We start from the raw sequence: 11,716 nt of genomic DNA, 5'->3' as shown, positions 1-11,716 counted from the left end.
CGGCGTCCATGTCGAGCACGGCGTTGTACTCGTCGTAGAACTTGCGGTGCGCCTCGGCGCTGTCGTTGTCGCCTTTCACCAGGTCCTGGAAGTAGTCGTAGTGGCTGGAGGCGTGGCGGTCCGGGTTCATGGCCACGAAGCCGCTGTGCTGCAGGAAGCCCGGGTACACGCGCCGGCCGGCGCCGGGGAACTTCTCCGGCACACGGTAGATGACGTTGTTCTCGAACCACTCGTGGCTGCGCTGCATGGCCAGGTTGTTCACCGCCGTGGGCGACTTGCGGGCGTCGATCGGGCCGCCCATCATGGTCATGGACAGGGGCACCTTTTCGCCCCGGCTGGCCATCAGCGACACCGCGGCCAGCACCGGCACCGTGGGCTGGCACACGCTCATCACGTGGCAGTTGCCGTAAATGCCCTGCACGTGGCCGATGAACTCCTGCACGTAGTTGATGTAGTCGTCCAGGTGGAACTCGCCCTCGGCCAGCGGCACCAGGCGGGCGTTCTTCCAGTCGGTGATGTAGACCTTGTGGTCCTTGAGCAGGGTGCGAACCGTGTCGCGCAGCAGGGTGGCGTAGTGACCCGACAGCGGCGCCACCACCAGCACCACCGGCTGCACCTTGAGCGCGGTCAGGGTGTTGGGGTCGTCCGTGAAGCGCTTGAAGCGGCGCAGCTCGCAGAAGGGCTTGTCGATGTCCACGCGCTCATGGATGGCCACGTCCACGCCGTTCACGTCCACGGTCCGGATGCCGAATTCGGGCTTCTCGTAGTCCTTGCCCAGGCGGTGCAGCAGGTCGTAGCCGGCCGAGATGCGCTGGGCCAGGGGCAGCTGCGCGAAAGGCAGCTGCGGGTTGCTGAACATCCGCGAGGCGACCTCGGCCAGGTCGGTGAAGGGCTCCATGAAAGAGCGCTGGGTTTCGTAGATCTGGTACAGCATGGGTCATGCCTTCGTGAAATGTTGCAGTGCAATGTAGCAGGATGCCGATGGCCTTGTTCTGGGGAGAACACGGGGGCAAAGACCCCAACTGTCGCCTTTGTGCACCAGGCTGGCCGACAATTCCGCCCATGAACACCCCCCATCGCCTGCCTGTGCTCTTCGTCGGCCACGGCAGCCCCATGAACACCATCGAGGACAACCACTGGCGCCGCACCTGGCAGGCGCTGGGGCCTCAGCTTCGCGAGCGCATCCCCGGGGTACGCCTGATCCTGTGCGTCTCGGCCCATTGGCTGACCCATGGCTGGTGGCTCACCGGCATGGACCGGCCGCGCACCATCCACGATTTCGGCGGTTTCCCCCAGGCGCTGTTCGACCAGCAGTACCCCGCGCCCGGCGCGCCCGGCCTGGCGCGCGAGATCGCGCAGTCGCTCCAGTTGCCCGAGGGGCAGGGCGCGGTGGGTGTCGACGAAGGGGAGTGGGGGCTGGACCATGGTGCCTGGTCGGTGCTCAAACCCATGTTTCCGCAGGCCGACATCCCCGTGGTCCAGCTCAGCATGGACTATGGCCGGCCGCCGGCCGAGCACCTGGCCATCGGCCGCCAGTTGAAGGCCTGGCGCTCGCGCGGCGTCTTCATCGTGGCCAGCGGCAACATCGTGCACAACCTGCGCGTCATGCGCCGCGACGTGCCCGACAACCAGGCCTACGACTGGGCGGTGGACTTTGACACCCACGTCGCGGGCCTGATCCAGGCGGGCGATGCCCCCGGCCTGGCGGCGTTCCAGTCGCAGGGCGAGATGGCCCACCTCTCGCAGCCCACCTGGGACCACTACTTGCCCCTGCTGTACGCGGCCGGCGCGGTCGACCCGGACGAGCCCATCGAGTTCTTCAACGAGGGCTTCCAGGCCGCCGCCATCTCGATGAGATCGGTCATCTGGGGGTGATCCCCGGCGCGCTTCGCGCGTTTCCCCTGACAGGGGGCGGCGCCTGCGGCTCCGCGAAGCCGGTTCCGCGGGCCCCCTGGCCAGGCGGTGCTCAGAGCACCGCGGCGATGGACTTGCAGACGTGCCCGATGTTCTTGCCGTTGAGCGCGGCCACGCACATGCGGCCGGTGTCGGTGCCGTAGACGCCGAACTCGCTGCGCAGGCGCACCATCTGGTCCTTGGTCAGGCCGGAGTAGCTGAACATGCCGATCTGGTCGGTGATGAAGCCCATGTCCTGCTTCACGCCGGCGGCCTTCAGCCCTTCCACCAGTTGCTGGCGCATGGCCTTGATGCGCACGCGCATCTCGCCCAGCTCTTTCTCCCACAGCGCGCGCAGCTCGGGGTTGGTGAGAACGGCCGCCACCACCGCGCCGCCGTGGATGGGCGGGTTGGAGTAGTTGGTGCGGACCATGATCTTGAGCTGCGAGAGCACGCGGTCGGCCTCGGCCTTGTCGGCGCACAGCACCGACAGGGCGCCCACGCGCTCGCCGTACAGGCTGAAGCTCTTGGAGAACGAGGTGGAGACAAAGAACACCAGGCCGGCGGCCACGAACTTGGCGATCACCGCGCCGTCTTCGGCGATGCCGTGGCCGAAGCCCTGATAGGCCATGTCCAGGAAGGGCGTGAGGCCGCGCGCCTTGACGACCTCGATCACGCGATCCCATTGCGTGGGCGTGATGTCGTAGCCGGTGGGGTTGTGGCAGCAGGCGTGCAGCACGGCGATGGTGCCGGGCGCGGCGGCCTGCAGGCTGGCCAGCATGCCGTCGAAGTCCACGCCGCGCTTGGCCGCGTCGTAGTAGGTGTACGTGCCGACCTCGAAGCCGGCCTGGGTGAAGAGGGCGCGGTGGTTTTCCCAGCTCGGGTCGCTGATCAGCACCTTGGCGGACGGGCTCAGGCGCTTGAGGAAGTCGGCGCCGATCTTGAGGCCGCCGGTGCCGCCCAGGGCCTGCACGGTGGCCACGCGTCCGCTCTTGACGGGTTCGCTGTCGGCGCCGAAGACCAGGCCCTTGACCGCGTTGTCGTAGGCGGCGATGCCGTCGATGGGCAGGTAGCCGCGCGCGGCGGGCTTGTCCATCATGGCCTTCTCGGCCGCCTGCACGCACTGCAGCAGCGGCAGCTTGCCGTTCTCGTCGAAATACACGCCCACCCCAAGGTTCACCTTGTTGGGGTTGCTGTCGGCGGCGAACTGCTCGTTCAGACCCAGGATCGGGTCGCGGGGGGCCATTTCAACGGCGGAGAAGAGGCTCATGAGGGGGCTGGGGAAGAGGTGGAAGACCCGGAATTCTAGAGCGCTGGCCACCGCACAGCCGGGGGTATCGGAGCTTCGTCAGGTGTCGACCTTTGACTGCGCTTGCGTCGCCATGATGTACTGCGCGTGCAGTACTGCATGGAGTCCCACGTTTGAATGAGTTTCCCGAGGCGTGAAGGTGGTTCACCATAGGGTGCTGGGGTATATTCGCCGACTGTTTACTTTTATTAACACTTGTCCCTTCTTTGGAGGCCGTGAGCATGCAAAAACATACGTCCATCCGCTTCCGCGTGGCCATGTTGGCGGCTGCGGCCATCCTGGCTGGCTGCGCCAGCGGCGGTTCGTATCCGCCCGCGCCTCCGACCGCATCCGCGGGCGCCAGTTACAACTACCTCGTCGGCCCGGGCGACACGCTGTCCATCAGCGTGTGGCGCAACCCGGAGCTGTCGGCCGTGGTGCCCGTGCGGCCGGACGGCAAGGTCTCCGCCCCGCTCGTCGATGAACTCCTTGCCCAGGGCAAGACCTCGCAGGAAATCGCCCGCGACGTCGAGAAGGCGCTCGGCAAGTACGTGCGCGATCCGGTGGTGACCGTGATCGTCACCAACTTCGTGGGCTCGCACAGCGAGCAGGTCCGTGTGGTGGGCGAGGCCGTCAAGCCCCAGGCCCTGCCGTTCCGCCACAAGATGACGGTGATGGACGTGCTGATCGCCTCCGGCGGCCTGACCGAATTCGCCAGCGGCAACAAGGCCACCATCGTGCGCGCCGCCGAGGGCAACAAGCGCTACAGCGTGCGCCTGGACGACCTGGTCAAGCGCGGCGACATCTCGGCCAATGTCGAGATGCTGCCGGGCGATGTGCTGATCATTCCCCAAGGCTGGTTCTGACCAGGCCCTTCCGATTGATCACCGTCGTCCGACGGTGATCGCGCTTGCCCCGATCGTCCCGCAATCCGCATGCATGAACTGATCCACCAACTCACCAACGCGCTGCGCGGCATGTGGCTGTACCGCCGCACCGGTGTGGCCGTGGCATGGGCCGTGGCCCTCCTGGGCGCCGCCGCCGTGATGTTCATCCCCGACCGCTTCGAGGCATCGGCCCGGGTGTACGTCGACACGCAATCCATCCTGCGTCCGCTGATGGCGGGTCTGACGATCCAGCCCGACGTCGAGCAGCAGGTGGCGATGCTGGGCCGCACACTCATCAGCCGGCCCACCATCGAGAAGCTGGTGCAGACCGAGGACCTGGGCGTGCCCCTGGCCGGCAAGGCAGAGCGGGACGCGCTGGTCGGCCGCATCATGGGCAACATCCAGCTCAAGTCCACCGGCCGCGACAACCTGTACACCATCTCCTACCGCGACCAGAACCCGCAGCTGGCGCTGCGCGTGGTGGACGCGCTGATGAAGACCTTCATCGCCTCGCGCACGGGGGCCTACACGGCCGATGCGCAGAACGCGCGCAAGTTCATCGAGGAGCAGATCCGCAACTATGAGTCCAAGCTCACCGACGCCGAGACGCGGTTGAAGGACTTCCGCCTGCGCCACATCGACATGCAGACCCAGGGCGGGGTGGACATGGCCGGCCGCATGGCCGAAATCAGCACCACGCTGAGCCAGGCGCGGCTGGAGTTGCGCGAGGCCGAAAGCGCCCGCGAAGCGGCCCGTGCCCAGCTCGAGCAGGCGCGCGCCGCGGCCCGCAACGCCGCCGCCACCTTGCCTGCCCAGACATTCGCCACGCCCGAGATCGACGCCCGCATCGACGTGCTGCGCCGCAACCTCGACGGCCTGCTGCAGCGCTTCACCGAGCAGCACCCCGACGTGCAGAACACCCGCAAGCTGATCGCCGAGCTCGAGCAGCAGAAGGCGCGCGAGGTCGAGGCCCTGCGCAAACGCGCCCAGCAGGCCGAGGCCGCCGGCCGGCCCATGCCCGACATGAACCCCGCGATGCAGGAGATGTCGCGCACGCTGGCCGCCACCGAGGTGCAGGTCGCCTCGCTGCGCGCGCGCGTGGCTGAATACGAAGGCCGCGCGGCCCGCATCCGCGAACAGGCCAAGGTGGCGCCGCAGGTCGAGGCCGAACTGGCCCAACTCAACCGCGACTACGACGTGCACCGCAAGAACTACGAGGACCTGGTCGCGCGGCGCGAGACCGTGGCCCTGAGCAACGAGCTGCAGAGCGACGCGCACGTGGCGCAGTTCCGCGTGGTCGAGCCGCCTCAGGTGTCGCGCCGCCCGGTGGCCCCCAACCGCGTGGTGCTGCTGCCCGGCGTGCTGCTGCTCTCGCTGGTGGCCGGCGCGGCGGTGGCGTTCATGGTGAGCAACCTGCGGCCGGTGTACTTCGATGCCGCAGGCCTGCGCAGCGCGGTCGACCTGCCCCTGCTGGGTGTGGTCACCCAGGTGCGCAACGAGGTGATCCGCCACCGCCAGGGGCGCAGCTTGCTGCGGGTGATCGTCGCGATCGCCGCGCTGGTGCTGCTGTTCGCGCTGGGCATGGTGGCGCTGTCCATTCACCAGTCATCCGTTTGAATGGGGCCTGAAGCGATGGCAAGTCTGATCGAAAAAGCGGCGCAACGGCTGGAGCAGCTTCGCCAGGCCGGGGCCGACATACCCGACACCCCCGAGGCCCCGCCGGCTGCCGTGGCGCGCCCGCCCATGGCCATGCCGCGGCCCACCCAGCCCCTGCGTCCGCAGAGCAGCTCCAAGGTCGTGCAGCTCGACCTGGACGCCCTGACGGAAGCGGGCTTCGTCACGCCCAAGGCCCAGCGCTCGCTCACGGCCGAGCAGTTCCGCGTCATCAAGCGCCCGCTGCTGGCCAACGCCATGGGCAAGGGCGCCGCGCCCGTGACCCACGGCAACCGCATCATGATCACCAGCGCGCTGGCGGGCGAGGGCAAGACCTTCACCGCCATCAACCTGGCGGTGAGCATCGCCATGGAGCTCGACCACACGGTGCTGCTGGTCGACGCCGACGTCTCGCGCCCCTCGGTCATGAAGACCCTGGGCCTGCCGTCCGGCCGGGGCCTGATGGACCTGCTGGTGGGCAACGAGACCGAGATGTCCGAGGTGCTGCTGCGCACCAACATCGACAAGCTCACGCTGCTGCCCAGCGGCACGCCGCACGCGCGCGCCACCGAACTGCTGGCCAGCGACGCCATGAGCACGCTGGTGGAGGAGATGGGGCGCCGCTACCCCGAGCGCATCATCATTTTCGATTCGCCGCCGCTGCTGATGACCACCGAGTCGCGCGTGCTGGCCTCGCACATGGGCCAGATCGTGATGGTGGTGCAGGCCGGCCAGACGCAGCGCGCCCAGGTGCGCCACGCGCTGGAGGCGATCGAGAACTGTCCGATCAAGCTCATGGTGCTCAACCAGGTCCGCGAGGAAGAGCGCAACTCCTACGGCTATGGCTACGGCTACGGCACGGATGCGCCGGCCGAGGCGAACACCACGGCCTAACGGCCAGCGAGGCAGACCATGCGCCCGATAGCGACCCCCTCGATCCCGCGCCTCCGGTGCCGCCTGCCACTGAGCGCCGTGGCCCTGGCCACCCTGGCGCTGGCGGGAACGGCGCGCGCGCAGGTGCCGATGGAAGTGCCGGGCGCCGCCACCCAGGTGCAGGAGTCGATCACGCCGCAGGGGCCGCCGCCGCGCGTGTGGATAGAGCCGCGCGTGTTCGCCCGCCAGTGGTACACCGACAACTACCTGCTCAGCGGCACCGACCGCCAGTCCGAATGGACCACCGAGCTGGGCGCCTCGGTGCTGGCCGTCTTCAACCTGCCGCGCCTGACCGGCAGCGTCGACTACTCGCTCAGCGGCCTGTACCAGGCGCAAGGCGTGGGGCAGGAGGACCACCTGCAGGGCCTGGACGCCAACCTGCTGCTCGACGCCTGGAACAACACCGCCTTCGTCGAGTTCAACGGCAACGTCGGCCGCAGCCGCGTTTCGGCCTTCGATGTTCAACCGGTGGGCGATTTCGAACGCCCGAACCTGGCGGAGACCAAGCAGTTCCGTATCTCGCCCTACCTGCGCGGCAGCTTCAACGACGCCGTTGACTACGAGCTGCGCTACAGCCGCTTCACCTCGCGCACCCAGGCCGACAACCGATCGGACATCGACGAGAACACCGTCTCGGGCCGCCTGGCCAGCAGCGAGGGCGTGGCCCGCCTGGGCTGGGCGCTGGACGCCTCGCGCAGCAACCTCGACTACAGCCTGGGCCGCAAGGTCACGCTGCAGCAGGTGATCGGCCAACTGAACTACGCGGTGACCCCGACGCTGCTGGTCTACGTGCAGGGCGGCCGCGAATCCAACAACGTGCTCACGGCCGATACCGAGTCCTACTCCACCTGGGGCGGCGGCTTCAACTGGCGACCGACGCAAAACGCGCGCATTGCCATGGGCGCGAACAAGCGCTTTTTCGGCCACGACCACAACCTTCAGGCCGAGTACCAGATGCGCCGCGCGGTGGTGCGCTTCACGGACTCGCGCGACATCTCCACCAGCCAGCTGGGACTGGGCGACGGCAGCACCACCCTGTCGGGCCTGCTCGACGCCCTGTACGGCGGCAGCATCCCCGACCCGGTGCAGCGCGCGCAGCGCGTGCAGAGCGAGCTGGAGCGCCTGGGCCTACCGGGCAACACCACCAACTTCCCCGGCTACCTCACGTCCTTCGTCACCGAGCAGCGCATCCAGGAACTGGCCTTCGTGCTGATGCTCAACCGCGGCGCCCTCACGGCCGCGATCCAGCGCACGCGCTCGAACCAGCTCAACAACAGCCTGGTCACCGGCGACGACTTCAACTTCGCCAGCGAGATCCTGCAAAAGGGCTGGAGCGTGGCCTACGCGCACCGCCTCTCGCCGCGCTCCGCGGCCAGCATCACCTTCCAGCGCCAGGAAAACGTGGGCGTGGGCACGACGCTGTTCAACCGGCTCGATTCGATCACCCTGGCGCTGACCACGCGCCTGAGCGCCCGCACCACCGGTGTCGTGATGCTGCGCCGCTCGTCGTTCGACGCCACCACCCCTTACCGGGAAACGGCCATTCAGGCCATGGTTTCCCATCGGTTCTGATCCATGTACGAAGCCTTCTACGGGCTCAAGAGCAAGCCTTTCCAGCTCAACCCGGACCCGCGTTTCTATTTCTCGGGCAAGCCGCACCGGCGCGCGCGCTCCTATCTGGTGTACGGCGTCATGCGCGGCGAGGGCTTCATCGTCATCACGGGCGAGGTGGGCGCTGGCAAGACCACCATCGTGCGCGACCTGCTCGACAGCCTGGAGAACGGCTCGGTCGTGGCCGCCCAGCTCGTCAGCACCCAGCTGGGCGCCGAGGACGCGCTCAAGCTGGTGTGCGCCGCCTTCGGCGTGTCCGTCAAGGGCAACAGCAAGGCCGACATGCTCATGGCCCTGGAGGCCTACTTCATCACCCAGGTCTCGCAGGGCAAGCGCTGCCTGCTGATCGTCGACGAGGCGCAGAACCTGCAGCCCCAGGCGGTGGAAGAGCTGCGCATGCTCTCCAACTTCCAGTTCGGCGACCAGGCGCTGCTGCAGACCTTCCTGATCGGCCAGCCCGAGTTCCGCGACATCCTGCAAAGCCCGCGCATGCTGCAGCTGCGCCAGCGCGTCACGGCGCGTTGCCACCTGGGCCCGCTGGACGAGGAGGACACGCGCGGCTATGTGGAGCACCGCCTCAAGTGCGCCGGCGCCACCGACAAACCCACCTTCGACGAAGGCATCTTCGCGCTGCTGCACCAGGAGTCGGGCGGCATCCCGCGCCGCATCAACCTGCTGGTGGACCGGCTGCTGTTGCAGGGCTTCCTGGCCGAGACGCCGCACCTCACGCTGGAAGCCTTCCAGGACGTGGTGAACGAGGCCCGCGCCGAGACCGCCGCCTCGCCCACGCGCACCGAGCAGGACGCCAGCCGCTGGGGCCCGTTGGCCGAGATTCCCCTGCGCGGCATGCCGCCCACGCTCACCGACCAGGTCGAGCCGCTGGACCTGGACATCGACCCCGGCATGGTCGAGGGCATGTCCGAGCAGCTCACGCAGGTGGCGGCCGAGCAGCTCAGCGCGCGCCTGCTGCGCATCGAGCGCAGCGTGCTGCGCCAGGAGCGCATCAGCCTGGAAATCCTCAGCTCGCTGCGGCGCATCGTCGCGGGCGCCCGCAAGGGACGCAATGGAAACGGTCCGCAGGGCGGCGCGCCCAGCGACACGCCGCCGGGCTGACCCCTTTCAGGGAGAGCACCTCATGCTGATGAAAACCGATCGCCTGAATGCCCTCACCATCGACGTCGAGGACTACTTCCAGGTCTCCGCCCTGGCGCCCTACATCCGGCGCAGCGACTGGGACCGCTGCGAGTGCCGCGTCGAACGCAACGTGGACCGCATCCTGCAGATGCTGGCCGACGAGGGCGCGCAGGCCACCTTCTTCACCCTCGGCTGGATCGCCGAGCGCTACCCGGCCATGGTGCGCCGCATCGTCGAGCAGGGCCACGAGCTCGCCAGCCACGGTTATGGGCACCAGCGCGTGAGCGACCTGGACGCCACCGATTTCCGCGACGACGTGGTGCGCGCGCGGCGCGTGCTGGAAGACACCGGCGGCGTGGAGGTGCTGGGCTACCGCGCGCCGAGTTTCTCTATCGGCGAGGGCAACCTCTGGGCCCTGGACGTGCTGGCCGACACCGGCCACCGCTACAGCTCCAGCATCTACCCGGTGCGCCACGACCACTACGGCTCGCCCGACGCGCCGCGCTTCGTGCACCCCGTGCGCGAGGGCCTGATCGAGGTGCCGCCCACCACGCTGCGGGTCTTCAGCCGCAACCTGCCGTCCAGCGGCGGCGGCTACTTCCGCTTGCTGCCCTACAGCCTGTCGCGCTGGATGATCGAATCGGTGAACCGGCGCGACGGCGAGTCCGCCATCTTCTATTTCCATCCCTGGGAGATCGACGCCGAGCAGCCGCGCGTGCCCGGCATCGACCTGAAGACGCGCTTTCGCCACTACGTGAATCTCGAGCGCAACGAGGCCAAGCTGCGCCGGCTCCTGAAGGACCTGCCCTGGGGCCGCATGGACCAGATCTTCCTCGGGCGCCGGCAGGCAGAGGTGGCGCTTGCCTGAGACCACGAACCTGAGCCTGCACCGCCTCGATGGCTCGCGCGCCGCGGATGCCGCGCGCTGGGACGCCTTCGTGACGGCCTGCCCCGAGGCCACCTTTTTCCACCGCGCGGGTTGGGAGCGCATCACGCGCGAGGTGCTGCGCCACGACACGCATTTCCTGTGGGCCGAATCGAACGGCCAGATCCGCGGCGTGCTGCCGCTGGCGCGCGTGCACAGCCGCCTGTTCGGCCATTCGCTGAGCAGCCTGCCGTTCGCGGCCTATGGCGGCGTGGCCGCGCTGGACGACGAGGCCCGCGCCGCGCTGGAAGCCGAGGCCCAGGCCATCGCCCAGCGCCTGGGCGTGGACCACCTGGAACTGCGCCACCTGCAGCGCCGCCACCCCGACTGGCCCGCGCAGGACGCGCTGTACGTCACCTTCCGCAAGCCCATCGAGCCGACCGAAGAGGCCAACATGCTGGCCATTCCGCGCAAGCAGCGCGCCATGGTGCGCAAGGGCATCAAGAACGGCCTGGTCTCGCACATCGACCCCGGCGTGGACCGCTTCTTCGCGCTCTACGCCAGCAACGTGCACCGCCATGGCACGCCGGCGCTGTCGCGGCGCTACTTCCAGGCCTTGCGCGACACCTTCGGCGACGACTGCGAGGTGCTCACCGTCACCGACGACCAGGGCAAACCCCTGTCCAGCGTGCTGAGCTTCTACTTCCGCGACGAGGTGTTGCCCACCTTCGCGGGCGACGACACCGCCGCGCGCGACCTGGCTGGCAACGACTTCAAGTACTGGGAACTCATGCGCCGCGCCTGCGCGCGCGGCCTCAAGGTCTTCGACTACGGCCGCAGCAAGGTCGGCACCGGGCCGTTCTCGTTCAAGCGCAACTGGGGCTTCGAGCCCACGCCGCTGCACTACGAGTACCGGCTCTACAAGCGCGACAGCATCCCCCAGAACAACCCGGCCAACCCCAAGTACAAACTGATGATCGAGACTTGGCGGCGCCTGCCGCTGCCGGTGGCCAACTGGCTGGGCCCGCACATCGTCAGGAACCTGGGGTGAGGGCAGGGCGATGACACCGCTGCTCTACCTCGTCCACCGCATGCCTTACCCGCCCGACAAGGGCGACAAGGTGCGCTCGTACCACCTGCTGCGCCACCTGCAGCAGCGCCACCGGGTCTTCCTGGCCACCTTCATCGACGACCCCGCCGACGAGGTCCACCTCGACGCCCTGCGCGCCCTGTGCCCGGACCTGTACGTGGCGCGCCTGAACCCGCGCTGGCGCAAGCTCGCCAGCGCGCGCGCGCTGCTCACGGGCGAGGCCCAGTCGCTGGCCTACTACCGCCACGCCGGCCTGCGCGACTGGGTGAGGCGGGTGGCGGCCGAGCACCAGCCCGTGGCCAGCGTGGTGTTCTCGTCCACCATGGCGCCCTACGCCCACGAGCTGCTGCCGCGGGTGCCCA

The 11,716-nt window shown here is 68.5% G+C and carries 10 protein-coding genes and 1 pseudogene; 9 read left to right on the top strand and 2 right to left on the bottom strand.

What is annotated here, in order from left to right:
* A partial coding sequence (gene phaZ / locus BGO22_RS11930) for a polyhydroxyalkanoate depolymerase (protein ID WP_286850983.1) occupies positions 1-934 on the bottom strand: 934 nt, incomplete at its 3' end.
* A gap of 128 nt (positions 935-1,062) precedes the next feature.
* Between phaZ and ygiD the strand changes: the two genes are divergently transcribed.
* Complete coding sequence (gene ygiD / locus BGO22_RS11925; RefSeq protein WP_070398531.1) at positions 1,063-1,875, top strand: 4,5-DOPA-extradiol-dioxygenase; 813 nt, start codon at positions 1,063-1,065, stop codon at positions 1,873-1,875.
* Between the two features lie 91 nt (positions 1,876-1,966).
* Here the strand turns inward: ygiD and BGO22_RS11920 are convergent, their stop codons facing one another.
* Entirely contained in the window at positions 1,967-3,163 is a 1,197-nt protein-coding gene (locus tag BGO22_RS11920; RefSeq protein ID WP_070398530.1) for an amino acid aminotransferase, read from the bottom strand.
* A 260-nt stretch (positions 3,164-3,423) separates the two neighbouring features.
* On the opposite strand from BGO22_RS11920, the gene BGO22_RS11915 reads away from it, so the two are divergent.
* From BGO22_RS11915 to BGO22_RS11880, 8 genes and pseudogenes are all read left to right on the top strand, one after another.
* Entirely contained in the window at positions 3,424-4,047 is a 624-nt protein-coding gene (locus BGO22_RS11915) for an XrtA/PEP-CTERM system exopolysaccharide export protein (RefSeq protein ID WP_070398529.1), read from the top strand.
* Positions 4,048-4,116: 69 nt separating this feature from the next.
* Positions 4,117-5,685 (top strand): XrtA system polysaccharide chain length determinant, encoded by a 1,569-nt coding sequence (locus BGO22_RS11910; protein ID WP_070398528.1) that lies wholly within the window; start codon positions 4,117-4,119, stop codon positions 5,683-5,685.
* Between the two features lie 15 nt (positions 5,686-5,700).
* A complete protein-coding gene (locus BGO22_RS11905) occupies positions 5,701-6,615 on the top strand; it encodes an XrtA-associated tyrosine autokinase (RefSeq protein WP_070398527.1) in 915 nt (304 codons plus the stop codon).
* A gap of 78 nt (positions 6,616-6,693) precedes the next feature.
* Positions 6,694-8,226, top strand: coding sequence for a TIGR03016 family PEP-CTERM system-associated outer membrane protein (locus BGO22_RS11900; RefSeq protein WP_070398526.1), 1,533 nt, complete (start codon positions 6,694-6,696; stop codon positions 8,224-8,226).
* 3 nt (positions 8,227-8,229) lie between these two features.
* The gene (locus tag BGO22_RS11895; RefSeq protein WP_070398525.1) at positions 8,230-9,378 is read left to right on the top strand and encodes an XrtA/PEP-CTERM system-associated ATPase; all 1,149 of its coding nucleotides are present in this window, start codon (positions 8,230-8,232) and stop codon (positions 9,376-9,378) included.
* A gap of 22 nt (positions 9,379-9,400) precedes the next feature.
* Complete coding sequence (locus BGO22_RS11890) at positions 9,401-10,267, top strand: XrtA system polysaccharide deacetylase (protein WP_070398524.1); 867 nt, start codon at positions 9,401-9,403, stop codon at positions 10,265-10,267.
* Complete coding sequence (locus BGO22_RS11885; RefSeq protein ID WP_175442817.1) at positions 10,260-11,315, top strand: FemAB family XrtA/PEP-CTERM system-associated protein; 1,056 nt, start codon at positions 10,260-10,262, stop codon at positions 11,313-11,315. The genes BGO22_RS11890 and BGO22_RS11885 overlap by 8 nt, the downstream gene beginning before the upstream one ends.
* A gap of 10 nt (positions 11,316-11,325) precedes the next feature.
* A pseudogene (locus tag BGO22_RS11880) lies at positions 11,326-11,716 on the top strand (TIGR03087 family PEP-CTERM/XrtA system glycosyltransferase); the annotation flags it as partial.

The sequence above is a fragment of the Hydrogenophaga sp. 70-12 genome (assembly GCF_001897365.1).
Classification (GTDB): domain Bacteria; phylum Pseudomonadota; class Gammaproteobacteria; order Burkholderiales; family Burkholderiaceae_C; genus Hydrogenophaga; species Hydrogenophaga borbori.
The sequence above is the reverse complement of the archived record's forward strand: the minus strand, read 5'-3'. Positions and strand labels throughout refer to the sequence as shown.

Excerpts from the sequence above, each read along its gene's own strand:
- BGO22_RS11915 (WP_070398529.1), top strand. The coding sequence starts at position 3,424 with ATGCAAAAACATACGTCCATCCGCTTCCGCGTGGCCATGTTGGCGGCT.
- BGO22_RS11920 (WP_070398530.1), bottom strand. The coding sequence starts at position 3,163 with ATGAGCCTCTTCTCCGCCGTTGAAATGGCCCCCCGCGACCCGATCCTG.
- ygiD (WP_070398531.1), top strand. The coding sequence starts at position 1,063 with ATGAACACCCCCCATCGCCTGCCTGTGCTCTTCGTCGGCCACGGCAGC.
- BGO22_RS11910 (WP_070398528.1), top strand. The coding sequence starts at position 4,117 with ATGCATGAACTGATCCACCAACTCACCAACGCGCTGCGCGGCATGTGG.
- BGO22_RS11905 (WP_070398527.1), top strand. The coding sequence starts at position 5,701 with ATGGCAAGTCTGATCGAAAAAGCGGCGCAACGGCTGGAGCAGCTTCGC.
- BGO22_RS11890 (WP_070398524.1), top strand. The coding sequence starts at position 9,401 with ATGCTGATGAAAACCGATCGCCTGAATGCCCTCACCATCGACGTCGAG.
- BGO22_RS11895 (WP_070398525.1), top strand. The coding sequence starts at position 8,230 with ATGTACGAAGCCTTCTACGGGCTCAAGAGCAAGCCTTTCCAGCTCAAC.